Annotated in this window: 11 protein-coding genes; 1 reads left to right on the top strand and 10 read right to left on the bottom strand. The window is 55.7% G+C overall.

Annotation, left to right across the window (positions count from 1 at the left end):
• Positions 1 to 21: 21 nt before the first annotated feature.
• The 10 genes from der to VSR74_RS18155 all read right to left on the bottom strand — a co-directional run bounded on the left by der (position 22) and on the right by VSR74_RS18155 (position 16623).
• Positions 22 to 1500: a ribosome biogenesis GTPase Der gene (der, locus tag VSR74_RS18200; RefSeq protein WP_347796025.1), complete on the bottom strand. Its 1479-nt coding sequence runs from the start codon at positions 1498 to 1500 to the stop codon at positions 22 to 24.
• A 134-nt stretch (positions 1501 to 1634) separates the two neighbouring features.
• A complete protein-coding gene (bamB, locus tag VSR74_RS18195; protein WP_347796024.1) occupies positions 1635 to 2813 on the bottom strand; it encodes an outer membrane protein assembly factor BamB in 1179 nt (392 codons plus the stop codon).
• Between the two features lie 10 nt (positions 2814 to 2823).
• The gene (locus tag VSR74_RS18190; RefSeq protein WP_347796023.1) at positions 2824 to 3444 is read right to left on the bottom strand and encodes a YfgM family protein; all 621 of its coding nucleotides are present in this window, start codon (positions 3442 to 3444) and stop codon (positions 2824 to 2826) included.
• A 33-nt stretch (positions 3445 to 3477) separates the two neighbouring features.
• A complete protein-coding gene (gene hisS / locus VSR74_RS18185) occupies positions 3478 to 4752 on the bottom strand; it encodes a histidine--tRNA ligase (protein WP_347796022.1) in 1275 nt (424 codons plus the stop codon).
• A 239-nt stretch (positions 4753 to 4991) separates the two neighbouring features.
• Entirely contained in the window at positions 4992 to 6110 is a 1119-nt protein-coding gene (gene ispG, locus VSR74_RS18180; RefSeq protein WP_347796021.1) for a flavodoxin-dependent (E)-4-hydroxy-3-methylbut-2-enyl-diphosphate synthase, read from the bottom strand.
• A gap of 26 nt (positions 6111 to 6136) precedes the next feature.
• The gene (rodZ, locus tag VSR74_RS18175) at positions 6137 to 7150 is read right to left on the bottom strand and encodes a cytoskeleton protein RodZ (RefSeq protein WP_347796020.1); all 1014 of its coding nucleotides are present in this window, start codon (positions 7148 to 7150) and stop codon (positions 6137 to 6139) included.
• Positions 7151 to 7427: 277 nt separating this feature from the next.
• Positions 7428 to 8594, bottom strand: coding sequence for a bifunctional tRNA (adenosine(37)-C2)-methyltransferase TrmG/ribosomal RNA large subunit methyltransferase RlmN (locus VSR74_RS18170; RefSeq protein ID WP_347796019.1), 1167 nt, complete (start codon positions 8592 to 8594; stop codon positions 7428 to 7430).
• Positions 8595 to 8762: 168 nt separating this feature from the next.
• Complete coding sequence (gene ndk, locus VSR74_RS18165) at positions 8763 to 9194, bottom strand: nucleoside-diphosphate kinase (protein WP_347796018.1); 432 nt, start codon at positions 9192 to 9194, stop codon at positions 8763 to 8765.
• Between the two features lie 156 nt (positions 9195 to 9350).
• Complete coding sequence (gene pbpC, locus VSR74_RS18160) at positions 9351 to 11675, bottom strand: peptidoglycan glycosyltransferase PbpC (RefSeq protein ID WP_347796017.1); 2325 nt, start codon at positions 11673 to 11675, stop codon at positions 9351 to 9353.
• Position 11676: 1 nt separating this feature from the next.
• Entirely contained in the window at positions 11677 to 16623 is a 4947-nt protein-coding gene (locus tag VSR74_RS18155) for an alpha-2-macroglobulin family protein (RefSeq protein WP_347796016.1), read from the bottom strand.
• Between the two features lie 218 nt (positions 16624 to 16841).
• Here VSR74_RS18155 and sseA point away from each other — a divergent pair, with 218 nt between their 5' ends.
• The gene (gene sseA / locus VSR74_RS18150; RefSeq protein ID WP_347796015.1) at positions 16842 to 17687 is read left to right on the top strand and encodes a 3-mercaptopyruvate sulfurtransferase; all 846 of its coding nucleotides are present in this window, start codon (positions 16842 to 16844) and stop codon (positions 17685 to 17687) included.
• Positions 17688 to 17770 lie beyond the last annotated feature (83 nt).

The following is a 17770-nucleotide window of genomic DNA, read 5'->3' as shown; positions in this document are numbered from 1 at the left end:
ACAGAGGCCGGAATCAATAAATTACTTACTTTTCTTAATGTGCTTAATCAGACGTTTACGCTTACGCATCTGGGTTGGGGTCAGCGTATTGCGTTTGTTCGCATACGGGTTTTCCCCTTCCTTGAACTGAATGCGGATTGGCGTCCCCATTACATCCAGCGATTTGCGGAAGTAGTTCATCAGATAACGTTTGTAGGAATCCGGCAGGTCTTTTACCTGATTACCGTGAATCACCACGATCGGCGGGTTATAACCCCCGGCATGTGCATATTTCAGCTTCACGCGACGACCGCGCACCAGCGGCGGCTGGTGATCTTCCACCGCCATCGTCATGATGCGAGTCAGCATGGCGGTGCCTACGCGGCGGGTCGAACTGTCATAGGCTTCACGTACAGATTCAAACAGGTTGCCGACGCCGCTGCCGTGCAGCGCAGAGATAAAGTGCACACGCGCGAAGTCGATAAAGCCCAGACGGTAGTCGAGGGTCTCTTTCACCTGCTCTCTCACTTCATTGCTCAGGCCATCCCATTTGTTGACCACGATAACAAGTGAGCGCCCACTATTCAGAATGAAGCCCAGCAGCGACAGATCCTGATCGGAGATGCCTTCGCGGGCATCAATCACCAGCAGCACCACGTTAGCGTCTTCAATCGCCTGCAATGTTTTGATAACGGAGAACTTTTCGACCACATCGGTGATTTTGCCGCGTTTACGCACACCGGCGGTGTCGATAAGCACGTATTCACGCTCGTCGCGTTGCATCGGGATGTAGATACTGTCACGCGTAGTGCCCGGCATGTCATAGACCACCACACGGTCTTCGCCAAGAATACGGTTAGTAAGTGTGGACTTACCTACATTCGGACGCCCGACAATCGCCAGCTTGATAGGCAGCGTTGTCGGGTCGAAATCATCTTCCGGCTCTTCCAACTCTTCGCCATTCTGCTCAGCTTCAAATTTCGCCCAGTATTCTGCGTCTTCGTCGACTTCTTCCGGCGGGTTGACGTCATCAACAAACGGCAGCAGCACGTGTTCCAGCAGGCTGGTCACGCCGCGACCGTGGGAGGCCGCAATTGGGTAGATATCCCCCAGACCGAGCGACCAGAAATCCGCGATGGCCTGATCGGCATCAACGCCGTCCGTTTTGTTCGCCACCAGGAAGGTCGGTTTTTCACGAGAACGCAGATGTTTGGCGATCGCTTTATCCGCAGGCATCAGCCCGGCGCGCGCATCGACCATAAACAACACCACGTCAGCTTCTTCAATCGCCAGCAGCGACTGTTCCGCCATACGGGTTTCCACGCCCTCTTCCGTACCGTCGATACCACCGGTATCGATACAGATAAACTCACGGCCTTCCACTTCAGCACGACCGTATTTACGGTCACGAGTCAGACCCGGGAAATCCGCAACCAGCGCATCACGAGTACGCGTCAGGCGGTTAAATAGCGTGGATTTTCCAACGTTAGGGCGCCCGACAAGCGCGACCACAGGAATCATGTTAAAGCCTCATTAACTCAAAATTTGGTTTGCCGGGTGGCGCATCGCCATCGGGCACAAAAACAATAATAATAAAAATAGCAAACGGCCCCTGATTGAACAGGAGCCGTTATTCACTGAATCACCGCGATATTTTAACGCGTAATCGCGTACAGCGTACCGTCTTTCGCCTGAATCAGCAGTTTGCCATCGGCAACGACTGGCTCAGTCAGGAAGCCAGAGCTGTCCACTTTTTGCTGCGCAACAAAGCGGCCATCTTCGGTGTTGATCCAGTGCATGTAACCTTCGCTGTCGCCAACCACCAGGCTGCCATTATAGAGCACAGGTGAAGTCAGCAGACGGTGCAGCAGGTCGCTTTGCGTCCACAGGGTCACGCCGCCATCAGTGGTGAGCGCCAGCAGGCGATCGTTCTGATCGACCATGTAGATGCGATTGCCATCAACGATGAAATCATTCACCGAGCCCAGCTCACGTTTCCACAGGATCTGGCCGCTGCGCAGATCCAGAGCGGTCAGGTTACCGTTGTACGCCAGCGCATAAACCACGCCATTGGCGATAACCGGGGTGGTATCGACATCGCTCAGACGGTCAATTTCGGTATTACCCGTCGCCTGAGAAATACGTTGCTGCCAAATCAACTGGCCCTGCTGCATCAGCACGGCGCTGACGCGTCCGTTATCACCGCCCACAATCGCTGCGCCGTAAGCAACAGCCGGAGCAGATTCACCGCGCAGGGAGAGCGCAGGCATGTCCAGGTTTACCGTCCATTTGATAGCGCCATCGGCTTCATTCAACGCCTGTAACTGACCGTTACTGGTGTGAACAAGAACCAGACCGTCGCTAACAACCGGGCGAGATAAAACTTCCCCTGCCGCAGCAGTCTGCCAGGCAATGGAACCATCGCCAGCGTCCAGCGCGTAAACTCTCGCTTTTTCACTGCCGACATAAACGCGGCCGCCGGAAACAGTCAGACCGCCGGAAAGCAGTGCCGGTTTACGCGACAGCCAGCCATCTTTTTCCGCCAGGTCTACAGACCAGACTTCTTTGCCGTCATCCGCATTCAGCGCTTTCACCGTACCACGGCGGTCGGCGGCATAAACCACGCTATCCGCATAAGCCGGGTGCAGGTTGGAATAGAAGTTGCCAATTCCGTTACCCACCGACACATCCCATGCGGTAGAAGGTGTGAACTGGTTTTCAACCGTCGGCAGCGGGGACATTTTTACGATATCTTCTTCGCCGCTAAACCAGGAACAACCACTCAACAGAGTGACAGAAAGCAGTCCTGGCAAAAGTAATTTACGCAATTGCATCGGGTCCCTCTCAGATGGACAAATTATTAATTTTCATGCGCATCATTTCGCTGAGCGCAGGAGAAGCATCGCTTTTCGCCCCTGCTTCCCAGGCCGCGCGAGCGCCTTGTTTGTCACCTTTGCTGAGCAGAATTTCCCCGCGCAAATCGGCGACGATAGCCGTCCAGCCTTCGCCTTTAATGCTTTCAATGGTCTTCAGCGCTGCATCCTGCTGCTTCATTTGCAACTGAATACGTGCCAGACGCATGCTGATTACTGATTTCAAGTTCTCATCAGAAGCCGCTGCTAAGCCCTGGTTAAGCTGTTTTTCCGCTTTATCCAGTTCATTCTTATCAACATACTGCTGAGCCAGTTCCAGTGATGCAAAAGCACCATAGGTATTTTTCGATTCGGCAGCAAATTTCTCTGCTCCGGCCAGCGCTTCCGGTTTCCCTGAACTAAGAGAAGAAACGGCATTTTCATAGGCCTGTGAAGATTCACGCGCCGTATTGAGCTGATGGGACGTCCAGTAACGCCAGCCAACCAGCGCACCAATCCCTAAAATGACCCCAACGGCCAGCGCTTTACCGTTTTCGGCAAAGAAACGCTTAAGCGCGTCAACCTGGTCGTTATCGTTATTGTACATTTCCACGCAGTCCTTCTCCTGATAAAAATGTCCGGGAGATTAACCCAGAATAGTGCGCAAATGTGCGGCAACGCCGTCCTGCGTTACGGTTGTCTGCTCGCCAGAGCGTAAATCCTTCACGACCACATTCGCTTGTGCGACTTCAGACTCACCTAGCACCAGAGCAACGCGCGCCCCCCATTTGTCCGCACGGGCAAACTGTTTCTTGAAGTTGCCGCCGCCGTGGTTTGTCATCAGTTTCACACCCGGAATTGCATCACGTACCTCTTCAGCCAGACGCATTGCGGCGAACTGAGTATCAGCACCTGAGGCTACCAGGTATATATCGACAACAGGAGAGGCAATAAATTCCGGATTAACTGCCTGAACTAACAAAACAAGTCGTTCGAGACCCATCGCGAAGCCCACCGCCGGGGTAGCACGACCGCCCAATTGCTCAACCAGTCCGTCATAACGCCCACCGGCGCAAACGGTACCCTGCGAGCCCAGGCTATTCGTCACCCACTCAAAAACGGTGCGGTTGTAGTAATCCAGGCCGCGCACCAAACGCTGGTTCACGGTATAAGCGATGCCCGCCGCGTCCAGTTGAGCGCACAGCCCGGCAAAGTGTTCGCGAGAGTCATCGTCAAGATAGTCGCCCAGCGCAGGCGCGTCGTTCAGCAGCGCCTGAACGTCCGGATTTTTTGAATCCAGCACGCGCAGCGGGTTGCTGTACATACGACGTTTGCAGTCTTCGTCCAGCTTCTCTTTATGCTGTTCGAGGAAGGCAATCAGCGCATCACGATAGTTCGCGCGCGCTTCCAGGGAACCGATAGAGTTCAGCTCCAGCGCAACGTGCTCAGAAATGCCCAGCGCACGCCACCAGCGAGCGGTGAGCATAATCAGCTCGGCATCGATATCCGGCCCTTGCAGGCCAAACACTTCACAACCCAACTGATGGAACTGGCGGTAGCGGCCTTTCTGCGGACGTTCGTGACGGAACATCGGCCCGATATACCACAGACGCTGCTCCTGATTGTACAGAAGACCATGCTCGATGCCGGCGCGAACGCAGCCCGCAGTACCTTCAGGGCGCAGCGTCAGGCTATCGCCGTTGCGATCCTCAAAGGTATACATCTCTTTTTCAACCACGTCGGTGACTTCACCGATCGCGCGTTTGAATAACGGGGTCTGCTCTACAATCGGCAAACGGATTTCACTGTAACCGTAGCTGCCGAGCACGTTCTTGAGAGTGCCTTCAATGCGCTGCCAGATGGCGGTCTCGCCAGGCAGATAATCGTTCATGCCGCGGATGGCTTGAATGTTTTTTGCCACGTTTATTCTCTTTATAAATATAAAAATGAACCCTCAGCGGTATTCCCGCAGGGGTTCAATCATACACGGGAAGTTCGGGTCGTCATATACACTTCATCCTTCAAGTTGCCGGAGCAAAGGCTGCGCTCGTTCACCCGAATCACTTACCCTGGTAAGCTCATCGGGATTCACTCGCTTGCCGCCTTGACGCAACCTGAATGATTTTGTGTATACCTCGAGAACGCGAACTTCCCATCTTGTTATTTTTCGACCTGCTGAACATCGATACGATTGGCTTCATCCAGCATGGTTGCTTTCGCACGAATGCGGGCTTCCAGTTGGTCAATCATATCGTTGTTATCCAGACGGTCTTTACGCACGCCATCTTCGTACAGGCCGCTTTTTTTATTACCGCCCGTCACGCCCAGCGTTGATACCAGCGCTTCACCTGGGCCATTCACCACGCAACCGATAATGGAAACGTCCATCGGCGTGATGATATCTTCCAGACGCTGTTCCAGTGCGTTGACCGTACCGATAACGTCAAATTCCTGACGTGAACAGGTCGGGCAGGCAATGAAGTTGATGCCGCGCGCACGAATACGCAGAGATTTCAGAATGTCGAAACCGACTTTGATCTCTTCGACCGGATCGGCCGCCAGTGACACGCGCAGGGTATCGCCGATCCCTTCCGAGAGCAGCAAGCCTAAGCCGATCGCCGACTTCACCGCACCGCTGCGCGCCCCGCCCGCTTCGGTGATCCCCAGATGCAGCGGCTGATCGATCTGCTTCGCCAGCAGACGATACGACTCGACGGCGAGGAAAACATCGGAAGCTTTCACGCTCACTTTGAACTGATCAAAGTTCAGACGATCGAGGTGATCAACATGGCGCATCGCCGATTCCAGCAGCGCCTGCGGAGTCGGTTCGCCATATTTTTCCTGGAGATCTTTCTCCAGAGAACCGGCGTTAACGCCAATGCGGATAGGGATATTTTTGTCGCGCGCGCAATCCACCACCATGCGGATACGTTCTTCGTTTCCGATGTTACCTGGGTTGATACGCAGACAGTCGACGCCGTATTCCGCGACTTTTAGCGCAATACGGTAGTCGAAGTGAATATCAGCCACCAGCGGCACGCTGACCTGCTGTTTAATGAGTTTGAACGCTTCAGCCGCGTCCATCGTCGGTACGGAGACGCGAACGATATCCGCCCCGACGCGTTCTAACGCTTTAATCTGATTGACCGTCGCTTCCACATCGGTGGTGCGCGTGTTGGTCATCGACTGTACGGCGATGGGAGCCCCATCGCCAATCGGCACGTTCCCAACGTAAATGCGTTTCGATTTTCTACGTTGAATTGGAGCCTGGTTGTGCATGAAAAATCTCCCGCGTTGCCCGTCTGTTACTGTGCCGGTGATTGTTCGGCATTCACGGTCAGACGCGCAACCTGGTTAGTTCTGATAAAACGGCTCAGATCGACAGGTTTACCCTGGAACTGGATCTGTACTGCAGCCGGCGCACCAATTTTCAGCTTGTACGGTGTCTGGCCGACTAAATTCAAATTACCGTCTTTACGCTGCATACCGCTGAACAGTTTTTTACCGGTTGCATCGGTGACTTCCAGCCAGCAATCGGCGGTAAAGTTCATCACCAGCGCATTCGGGTCAGCCGCCGGTGTGGCAGGCTGAGCCGGGTCGGTTGGCAGGCCAGTGGCTACCGGTGCAGTCGTCTGCGCGGTCGCTGCCGGGTCAACATTCGCCTGGGACGGCGCAACAACGGCGTTATTTTGCGCGTCGGCTGCTGGCGCAGGCGTTGCTGTCGGGGCTGGCGTTTGCGTCGCTGCGGTATCTGCTGGCGTCGTCGTTGCTGGCGCGGTGTTATCCGCTGTCGCAGGCGCGCTGGTTGCGCCGGTATCTAATGGCACATCCTGAGAGCCGGTATTGCTGCTGTTATTGAGTTCCACAGAGGATTGATCCGCCATGGTGGTGATCTCTTCCTGCTGCGCTTTGTGGTTTTGCCACCACCACGCCACCGTCAGACCGACGACCACGAACAGCACCAGCCAGGTGAAGCTCATCAGCCAGCCGTCACGTTTTTTACGGCGTTTACCCAGCGAGAAGCTCTGCATCGGTGCGACTTTCGCCGCGCGAACCGGTGCCTGCTTTTCCATCATCGGCAGCAGTTCTTCTTCAGGAATGTGGACGAGGCGAGCATAAGAACGGATATAACCACGCAGGAATGTTGAAGCGAGTTCAGCGGGCGCTTTATCTTCTTCAATATCACGAACGGTGGAAACCTTCAGGCATAAACGTTCAGCAACCGCCTGCTGGCTGAGTCCGAGTTGTTCACGGGCATTGCGTAAACGGGAGCCCGTGGTACGTGCTTCTTGTTGATCAGGGTTGGTTTCAGTATTCATTCGCTACAACTGCTGGTTCGTGAAATTAAGACTCTGATGCAGACTACGCCTACACCGCGAAACATCCGATCGTTGACTTCGAACAGACAGTACAAGCTGCCCGGTTAGCGACCTCAAAACAGCACCTGAGACGGTAGCGGCGCTGTCATTCCTGCGCTACATACTGCCTCAATATGGGCGGAAACGCACCGTAATTATTAACCAGATCAGTACGTTTCGCCTAATCCTTACCCATTTAACTTCACGCACGCCATTTCTGCCGTGCGCGAAGGCAAAATCACAGGGCTTTTACGTCGATAGCTTCGCCCTGCATACGCTTACGCATTGTGCGCTTGGTACGGTCGATAACATCGCCCGCTAATTGGCCACAAGCGGCATCAATGTCATCACCACGGGTTTTACGCACGATGGTGGTAAAGCCGTATTCCATCAACACTTTAGAGAAACGGTCGATGCGGCTGTTGGAGCTGCGGCCATACGGCGCGCCCGGGAACGGGTTCCACGGAATCAGGTTGATTTTGCACGGCGTATCTTTCAGCAATTCCGCCAGTTGATGCGCGTGTTCGGTGCCGTCGTTGACGTGGTCGAGCATCACGTACTCGATAGTCACGCGGCCCTGGTTCGCATTGGATTTTTCCAGGTAACGGCGCACCGCTGCCAGGAAGGTTTCGATATTGTACTTTTTGTTGATAGGTACAATTTCGTCACGAATCTCGTCGTTTGGCGCATGCAGAGAAATGGCCAGCGCAACGTCAATCATATCGCCCAGTTTATCCAGCGCCGGAACGACACCGGAGGTAGACAAGGTGACGCGACGTTTAGACAGACCAAAACCGAAATCATCAAGCATGATTTCCATGGCCGGAACCACGTTGGTCAGGTTCAGCAGCGGTTCACCCATCCCCATCATCACCACGTTGGTGATGGGGCGCTGACCGGTAATTTTGGCCGCGCCAACGATTTTCGCCGCACGCCAGACCTGGCCAATAATTTCTGAAACGCGCAGGTTACGGTTAAAGCCCTGCTGTGCCGTCGAACAGAATTTACACTCTAACGCACAGCCAACCTGTGAAGAAACACACAGGGTCGCGCGATCGTCTTCCGGGATATAAACCGTTTCAACGCGCTGATCGCCAACCGCAATCGCCCATTTGATGGTGCCATCGGAAGAGCGCTGTTCTTCAACCACTTCCGGCGCGCGAATTTCAGCGACTTCTTTCAGCTTGTTACGCAGAACCTTGTTGATATCAGTCATATCATCAAAGTTATCGCTGCAGTAATGATACATCCACTTCATCACCTGGTCGGCACGGAAGGGTTTCTCGCCTAAGTCTTTAAAAAAATCGCGCATCTGCTGACGGTTGAGATCCAGCAGGTTAATTTTTCCATCTTTATTGGGAACCGCCGGGATGGCGCTCTCAGGCGTGACAATTTGTTCTGACATAATCTTTACCGGCCTCGTTGTTACACGTTATGGCCCCTGGAGGGTTAATAAAAAGAAACGCCCCGGGAGAGCGGTCTGCTCGTCCGGGGGCGTTGCATTGTACAAATTCTGGCGCACGGACGCCACGTCTGCACGTGGGATCCGTTAAAAAAAGATAAATCGCCTGAATTAGCGGGTGCGCGGGCAGACTTCGCCTTCACCGAAGAAGTAGGCAATTTCACGTTTTGCAGATTCAACGGAATCAGAACCGTGGGTGCCGTTCTCGGTAAAGCTGTCTGCGTAGTCAGCGCGCAGGGTGCCTGCCAGCGCGTTCGCCGGGTTGGTTGCGCCCAGCAGATCGCGATGACGCTGTACCGCATTTTCGCTTTCCAGTACGGAAACCACGATAGGGCCAGAGGTCATAAATTCAACCAGACCATCAAAGAACGGTTTGCCATCATGCTCAGCGTAGAAACCGCGAGCCTGTTCAACGGTCAGATGCAGCATTTTGGTGCCGACGATTTTGAACCCTGCCGCTTCAAAACGCGCAAAGATGCTTCCAATAACGTTTTTTGCCACCGCATTTGGCTTGATGATGGAAAAAGTACGTTCAATAGCCATGATTACCTCTAAAATGTGTTCTGTTGTTATGCATACGTCGTATGACCTGGCGCGGATTATAATGAGACAAGCTCGCCTTGCCTATGGACGAAGGTAACATTTTTTTAAAATAAAATTAGCTTTAGCAACATTCTTACGCTAGCTGGCGCAAAAATCTTATTGGAAGGTAAAACTCACCGTCGCTATCTGCCCACCTTCATCCATCACCACCAGTTGATATTCTGCCGCTTTTTGTAACGTCAGCGTCAGATTTTTTCCCGCGCCTTCCTGCGGTTCACCGTTCAGGAACCACCAGCGCCGCCCTTCACCACCACTGGTTTGCAGCGCAACCGTGGCCTGAGATTCACCAGGGGCACGTTGGATCACCGCACCTTCTCGCACGCCAGAAAGCACTAACGGCGGCGCGTCCTGCGATATTTGCGGCGGGCAAACGGTTGAGGCGGCAGGAAGTCTGGCAGCACGTCGCTCGCTGGCGGGAAGCCAGGGTTCAAGCGGCAGAGGCCAGACATCCAGGGAGGTTTCTCTCGCATCGGGGCAATCCGCCGCGACGCGTTTTCCCTGCGCGTCCAGCCAGACCGGGAAGCGAATACCGCGAATCCCTTCCTGACCGGGCAACAGCAGCGTGGGCGGCTGGCTGTTATCCAGAAGCCAGGTCGCGAGACGGCGGCGGCAGTTCGCATCGCCCTCCGGCAGCGACTGCCCGCCAGGCCAGCATATTGTCCCGCCGCTTACCGAAGCCGGGCGCGGATCGGTCGGCAAGCCATTTTTCCCCGCTGCGGCACGAGAAAGCAGCAAATTGCTGACCTGATTAAGCAGCGGCACCGCACTGGCAAAACCAAATTGCCCGGCGACAGGAGTACCGTCCGGCCTGCCTGTCCATATACCGATGCTATAACGCGCATTCAGGCCTATTGCCCACGCATCACGGTAGCCATAGCTGGTTCCCGTTTTCCACGCCAGTGGCACCACCTGCGGCAGGTTGGCATCCGGCATTGGTTGATCTTCCCCCGCCAGAATGCGACGGATGATCCATGCCGATCCCGGGGACAATAATGGGCGCTCAACCAGCGGATCGTCGGCTAATAAACGCAGATGCCCCACTCTGCCATGTCGGGCAAAAGCGCTGTATGCTGCCGTGATATCAGCCAGCCGCGCTCCCGCCCCACCGAGGATCAATGACAAATTAGGTTCCGCACCGGCAGGCAGCATCAGCGGCAGACCGGCATTACGCAGGCGGGCGGCGAACTGCTTCGGCCCGTAAGCTTCCAGCACCTGCACAGCGGGAAGATTAAGGGAACGCACCAGCGCCTCACTCATACTCACCGGGCCATGGAAACCGCTATCAAAGTTACCTGGACGGTAATCGCCAACCCGGCGCGGGACATCCTGCAACAGTGATGCCGGATGGATCAGCCCTTCATCCATGGCCATACCGTAGATAAAGGGTTTCAGCACCGATCCCGGCGATCGGATCGCTGATACCATATCGATATGGCCAAAACGGCTGTCGTCGCTGATATCTGCCGATCCCACCCAACCGCGCACCTGCATAGTGCTGTTATCAACCACGATCATCGCCAGTGAGCTGCGCGGCGGTAAACGAGATTTCCAGTTGAGCGCCATCTCTTCAAGCTGACGCTGTAGCCCCGCATCCAGGGTCGTCGTAATTTTTTCCGCCCGACTCAGCCCAAGCACTTTGCGGGAAAAGAGCGGCGCAAGCTGCGGCATTTGCCGCGGAAAGAGCCAAACCGGTTCTTCCGCGGCCTCTTTCACCACCGTGGCAGACCACACCTGCTGGCTTTCCATCCGCGCCAGCACTTTGTTGCGCGCCGCCTGTGCGCGCTCCGGCCAGCGATCGGGACGTAAACGACTCGGCGCCTGCGGCAACACCGCCAGCAGCGCCGCATCGGCATAGCTTAATTGTGCCGGAGGTTTACCAAGATAAGCCCAACTGGCTGCGCCCACGCCCTGAAGCGTCCCGCCGAAGGGAGCCCGGTTGAGATAGAGGGTCAGAATGTCACGCTTAGAAAGATGCCACTCCAGTTGAAAAGCGCGCCAGAGCTGGCGAATTTTACCGCCGAAGGTGCGTGAGTGCGGGTCGAGCAGACGAGCGACCTGCATGGTGAGCGTACTGCCGCCGGAAACCACGCGCCCGGAGGAGAGATCCTGCCAGGCGGCGCGGAGTATCGATAACGGATTGACGCCGGGATGTTCCCAGAACCAGCGATCTTCATACTGGATCAGCGCTTCAAGATAGCGCGGCGATACCTCCTCAATGGTGACCGGATAGCGCCAGATCCCTTCAGCGTCGGCAAAACGCCACAGCGGCGTACCATCCTGCGCCACCACCACTCGTGCCGGGGTGACTTCATGTAAAGGCAATGGCCAGAGACGATCGGCCCCCAATACTGCCAGCCAAAACAATACCGCACTCGCCGCCAGCCAGAGCCAGCGGCGTTTTATTTTCGCCAGCAACCGCATCTTACGGCGTGACGATCAGCGGGCCATCCGCCGTGCCGGTTGCGCGCCACTGCGGCACATACATTGATTCAACTTGCGGTTGCGGCAACTGGTAAGTTCCCGGCATCACCGCGCGCGCCAGATAAACCAGCGTCACCGACTGACCCGCATTAACCGCCACCGCCGCCACAAAGCGATCGTCGCGAAATTCCATATGCTGAATATCCGCCTGCTGCATCTGATTAATCAGGTTCTGCGCTTCACCCGCGTTATCCGCAAGGCTGGCGCTGCTGTTGGCCAGATTCTGGTTTTCCAGCTCAAGGCCGGCAGGCAGCATATCGACGACCAGCGCATCGGGCACGTTCTGGCTGGCGTTGATCTCCAGACGAACCAGTACCAGATCGCCGCTACGCATCGAGGATATGGCTTTAGGTTTCCCGTCGGTGCCGAGGATCTGGCGTTCAATCTGCAGCACGTTACTGACAGGTTCCGGCGAATACTCCGGATAGCCGGTAGCATCGAGGCGTAACCATAGCGGCTGCGTACCGCTGTTAGTCACCTGCAATACGCCCAGTTGATCGACATCCAGATTGCGGGTCTGCGCTTTATCACTTTGCAACGGCGCGCTATCCAGCGACGTTTGCGCCTGCCAGTTGCCCGGTAAATCAGCAAGACCGCGACCAGCCAGGAAGAGCGAATTGCTTTCCTGCGTGGATAACCAGCGTTCGCCAAACGCCTGCTCAGAGAGCGTTTGCAGCAGCGTGTTCTGCGCATCCGGCAGCAGTTTGTTCTCTTCCAGCAGGGAGAGCATCTGTGCGTTATCACGCAACGCGCTGCCGTAGTCGCCAATCCACTGCGGTTTGTCTGCGCGAGGGGTTTTCAGCGCCAGTTGCACGGCTTCTTCACTGCGTGGCGCATCCCCCATCGCCTTCAGCGCGATACCCAGTTGCATCAGAGGCAGGCCTGATTTTGCCTGCGCATGTCGCCCCCAGATTTCACGCAGCGCGCCAAGCGGCGCTTTCTGCTGACGCGCCAGCACCTGCGCGGCATAAGCCTGCACAGCAAAGCGGCTGGCGGCGGTATCGTCGCTGTAGCGAACGGTCATCAACCCCGGCTCCTGCAAATAACGCAGCAGGCGGTTATTGCCGTTGTTGATAGCATCGGCGGGAACGCTGTAGCCCTGTTCACCCGCCCGAACCAGGAAGTCCATCGCATAGGCCGTCAGCCAGTACTCTTCCGGCCCTTCTTTATCCCACAACGCGAAGCCGCCATCCTGGCGCTGCATTTGCAGAATACGGGAGATACCCACATCCACCGCCGCGCGGCGTTTTTCGTCGCTATCACCGGCAATACCCAGCGTTTTCAGTTGCGCTGCATTGGTATAGAGCGACGGGAACAGGCCACTGGCGGTTTGCTCCAGACAACCATATGGATAGGCTTTCAGTTCACGAATATAGCGCGCCAGGTTCAGCGGCGGTTTACCGCTTAACAACAACTGCCCCTGGATTGTCGCCGGAGAGAAATTGGCCTGCCAGTCCGCAGGGACGCTCCAGCTTTCGCCAGGCTGTAATGCTGCACCGACGTTCACAGTCTGCGCCGGGTAGGCCGGACGTATGCCCAGTTTCCAGCTTTTATTGATTGGCGGCAGCGTTTCCCCCGGCAATTCCAGCCCGGTCACGGTGATATCCACCTGGCCGTCACCGAAGCCGTCTTTCGCGCTCACCGGCACATATTGAATATTGCGAACGCCCGGTTGCAGGGTGATGGGTTCCGGCTGCGCGCCTTCCAGCCGTAACAGCCCGCTTGCCGCCATCTGGACAGAGAGCGTTTGCGGTTTGTCCGTCAGGTTAGTGATGTCGAGCGTCAGACGCGCAGTATCGCCGCTCGCAAGGAAGCGCGGCATATTCAGTTCGGCTATCACCGGTGAGGCCACCACCACTTTACTTTCACCGCTGCCGAAATCTTCGTCAGTCCACGCCTGCGCCATGACGCGCAGTTCGCCGTTGAAATCGCCGATCGGCAACGTAACAGTCCCCTCGCCGTTTTCATCGAGCGTTACCGGCTGCGCCTGCTGGGCGATAATGGTGACATGATTGACTGGCGGTTTACCACCGCGTTTAAGTTCATCGCCATCGCCGCCAAAACGCAGGCTCGCCAGACGCCCCTGTCCTTCAATCACCTGACCGTAGATGTCATAAATATCCGCACCATAGCGTTTCTGGCCGAAAAAGCCCTGCCAGGGATCCGGCGTGGAGTAATCGGTAATATTCAACACGCCGCTATCCACGGCCGAAAGCAGCACATTCACCTGTTTCGGCGCGCTACCTTCTTTTCGGTCGACTTTCACCTTAACGGTCAACGGCTGGTTTGGACGCATTTTCGCTGGCGCATCCAGCGCGATATTCAGTCGGCGGTTTTCATCACCGAGCGGAAGATGTAATACGCCGACCGCGCGTTTTGGCGTCGCGGATCGGGATTTATCGCCCGGACGCACCACCAGCGTACTCAGATAGAGATCGTGGCGATTCCAGCTTTTATCTACCGGGATAGAGAGATCCAGACCTTCTGCTGGAACGCTTATTTCCTGCCACCACAACGGGCCTTCACTGGATTCCACCATCGCGTAACCCTTACCCGCCGCCGGAGCAGCGACGTGTAACTTAATGGTGTCACCCGGTTTGTAGGACGGCTTATCGAGCTTCATGGTCACGCGATCCGGACGCGCCGCGCCGCTGCCGTCGCTGTTATCCTGCCAGCTATAGCCCGCCCAGAAGCGCACACTACTGAGCGTATCGTTAGGCCCTTTGACTTCCAGGCGATAAGCCCCCCACTCGACCGGGAAACTTACTTTACCGGTTTCGTCAGCTTTCAGATTAAGGCTCTCTTCGCCTTCCACCAGATCTTTCTGGTCAAACTGGGATTTCCAGCCCTCATCTTCCGACCAGTTCCAGTAGTAATCGCGACGTTCGCGGATCAGGCGCACCTGCAAGCCGTCCACCGCTTTGCGCTCACCCTGTGCGTTGGTATAAACAATATCAAACGCAGCCTGACTGCCCTCATCGACAATCGGCTGATTGACCGTGGTGTCTGTGCGATAGTCATAGACAGCTTTGCTGGCGAACTGTGGGCGGATCCCCGGCAGTTCCGGCGCAGGCCAGATAGCCTGTTCGGCGCGACGCGTAACCGGACGGCCACCCGACTCCAGCAGGCTGGCCTGTAAAATAACCTGTAATGGCGAATGCGCTTCCTGCCACTGGCTGGAGGTAATAACTTCGCCGCGCCCTTTTTCATCCAGCGTCAGGCTGGCTTCATCCAGGCTACGCGAGAGATTCTCTTCGGCAATATCGCCAAACTGGAAGCCCGGCAGCGCAGCAACCGCATCACGCAGCGGGCGCAGGAACAGTTTCCCCTGCAAGGTGTTACCGTTAGCCGGTGCGCCGTACAGGTAGTACCCCACCACGGCGAACTTCACATCATCTTTAGGCGCCAGCGGTGTTTTTTCGGCGTTCAGGTTGAGCGCAAGGCGCTCTGGCATAAAGTCTTCAACGTGGAAATCCCACTCCTGGCGCAGGTTATCGCCGGTATTGGCGCGAATATGCCACATCCCGGTCGAGGCCGCGCTGTCGAGCGGATAGGTAAACTGGTACAAGCCATTCACCGGTTTACTGACGACGCTACGGATCACCTGACCATCCGGTTTCACCACTTCAAGTTTCACCGGCTGCTCGGTCAGAGGTTTGCCGTCGCCGTCGCGCAGCAGGCCGTTAAGGATCACCGTTTCGCCAGGCCGATAGAGATCGCGTGGGCCGAACATAAAGAACTGTTTGCTGTATCCCGGCGCACCTGCAATCGCAAATTCAGCGAGATCCAGCGCCGGAAGCTTGAGGTCGAGCAGCGTGGTCTGACCGTCTTTCCGCGCCAGCACCAGCGCCGCTTCTTTATCGGTTTGCAGCGTGGCATGCCCCTGCGCATCGCTCTTCGCCTGTGCCAGCGTCTGGCCTTTTTCATTCAGCAACTGCACTTCTACCGCTGACTGCGCCGCGCCATTTTCCAGACTCTGGGTGAACACATCCAGGCGATTGTGATAACGGTGCGCAGACAAGCCGATATCACTCAGCGTAAAGAGAGTAGCGGCGTTGCTGTAATTGTAGTGCCCCGCCTGATTCATCACCGCAATATAGACCCCGGACTGTTGCAGCGGTTTGATATCCTTCAGCGGCAGCAGAAGTTTTTCGCGGGTGTTACGCGCAGGATTAAGATCAAAACGCCCGGTATAGACCAGATCGGCCATCTTCAGCAGTTCGTCAGATTCCCAGTTACTCAGCGAATTACGGTACTCCCAGGCGCTGACAAGCGACGCAAGCGACTCGGGCTTCACACGGTAAAAATTGACGTCAACGTTGTTCACGTTAAGCGCCATAACAGGCAATCCTTCCACGACTTTACCCGGCAGCAGAGAACCGCGGCTGGCAAACCCCACCGTTGGCGCGATGTCGCGGGTTGAAATCGTTTTTTCAACGCTTTTCCCAAGCGTGGCTTTATTCAGGGCGAGCAGTTCAGGGTCGACGGTGATAATCAGTTCGCGCTTTGGCTCCAGATGACGCAGGCGTAGCTCTTTCAGATTCGCAGCCAGCTCCCAGGCACCGTCGACTTTGCCACTCTTTTTATCAACTGCATGGACGGTTTTCGAGAAATCCTGATTGGGGTCGAGAGGGACGGAGAAAGTCAGCACCAGCGCGGCTGCGCCCTCCAGTTGCACCTCAGAAGCATCCAGCAGCGTCAGTGACTTTCCTTCACTTTGCTGAGCCAGTTTGGCGAGTGTTGCGGTGTCTGGTTTCACAGATACTGGCGCGGCGGGAGTCGTCGCCGCAGGGGCTGACGCGACAGTTTTTTCTTTATCGTTATTATCACAGCCGACAAGCGTTGATGCAGCAAGCAGCGTAAGTGCCGCCAAACGGAAGGGTTTCATCCTTTGAACCTCTGGCTCTGGAGCCTGTTTGTCATGAATGCACAATAGTATTACGCGTGAACGACGTTTTACCACCTCTGTGCAGGCTTAAATTGCTGTCTTTTTCCGAATTATTCATTCAGTAATAAATTCGGCGTTATCACATACAAGAAGTCATTAACTTGTCACTTCCGGGCAAAACGCCGACAATTCATTTACGACCGTACAATGGAGGCCCTATGAGCACCTCTTTCTTTGTCGCCGCCGACTGGCTGGCAGAACACATTAACGACCCGGAAGTTCAAATAATTGATGCCCGCATGGCGCCGCCAGGGCAGGAAGATCGCGACATGGCGGCAGAATATCGAGAAGGTCATCTGCCTGACGCAATCTTTTTTGATATCGAGGCGCTTTCAGACCACACCACGCCACTGCCGCACATGATGCCGCGACCGGAGGCCTTCGCCGTTGCCATGCGCGAACTGGGCGTTTGCAGCGATAAACATCTGGTGGTTTACGATGAGGGCAATCTCTTCTCGGCCCCGCGCGCCTGGTGGATGCTGCGTACCTTTGGCGCACAAAAAGTGTCGATTCTGGCGGGCGGTTTAGCAGGCTGGAAACGTGACGGGCTCCTGCTGGAGCAGGGTAATGTCGATATGGTTGAAGGTGAGTTCGAGGTGAAATTCAACTCACAGGTGATTAAACGCCTGACCGACGTGTTGTTGGTAAGCCACGAAGGCACCGCGCAAATCGTTGATGCCCGTCCGGCACCGCGTTTTAACGCTGAAGTGGATGAACCGCGCCCCGGTTTACGCCGCGGGCATATTCCGGGTGCGCACAACGTACCCTGGGGCGATTTAGTTTTCAGCGGCGAACTGAAAACGGTGGATGAACTCACTGAAATTTTCACCCGAGCAGGCGTCTCTCTCAAACGTCCGATTGTCGCCAGTTGCGGCTCAGGCGTAACAGCGGCGGTCGTGGTACTGGCGTTGGCGACGCTGGGAGCTACTGATGTGACGCTGTATGACGGCGCCTGGAGCGAATGGGGCGCGCGGGATGATTTGCCGGTTGCGCCGGTGAAATAGATAATCTTCTCGTTTCATTCAGATCGTTTATCAAAATAGGGTTGCCAGAAATGGCAGCCTTTTTACATTCGGATAATGCGTTT

It is taken from the genome of Pseudocitrobacter cyperus, from assembly GCF_039889165.1.
Taxonomy (GTDB): domain Bacteria; phylum Pseudomonadota; class Gammaproteobacteria; order Enterobacterales; family Enterobacteriaceae; genus Pseudocitrobacter; species Pseudocitrobacter cyperus.
The sequence above is the reverse complement of the archived record's forward strand: the minus strand, read 5'-3'. Positions and strand labels throughout refer to the sequence as shown.

Excerpts from the sequence above, each read along its gene's own strand:
- ndk (WP_347796018.1), bottom strand. The coding sequence starts at position 9,194 with ATGGCTATTGAACGTACTTTTTCCATCATCAAGCCAAATGCGGTGGCA.
- sseA (WP_347796015.1), top strand. The coding sequence starts at position 16,842 with ATGAGCACCTCTTTCTTTGTCGCCGCCGACTGGCTGGCAGAACACATT.
- der (WP_347796025.1), bottom strand. The coding sequence starts at position 1,500 with ATGATTCCTGTGGTCGCGCTTGTCGGGCGCCCTAACGTTGGAAAATCC.
- VSR74_RS18170 (WP_347796019.1), bottom strand. The coding sequence starts at position 8,594 with ATGTCAGAACAAATTGTCACGCCTGAGAGCGCCATCCCGGCGGTTCCC.
- pbpC (WP_347796017.1), bottom strand. The coding sequence starts at position 11,675 with ATGCGGTTGCTGGCGAAAATAAAACGCCGCTGGCTCTGGCTGGCGGCG.
- bamB (WP_347796024.1), bottom strand. The coding sequence starts at position 2,813 with ATGCAATTGCGTAAATTACTTTTGCCAGGACTGCTTTCTGTCACTCTG.
- rodZ (WP_347796020.1), bottom strand. The coding sequence starts at position 7,150 with ATGAATACTGAAACCAACCCTGATCAACAAGAAGCACGTACCACGGGC.
- VSR74_RS18155 (WP_347796016.1), bottom strand. The coding sequence starts at position 16,623 with ATGAAACCCTTCCGTTTGGCGGCACTTACGCTGCTTGCTGCATCAACG.
- ispG (WP_347796021.1), bottom strand. The coding sequence starts at position 6,110 with ATGCACAACCAGGCTCCAATTCAACGTAGAAAATCGAAACGCATTTAC.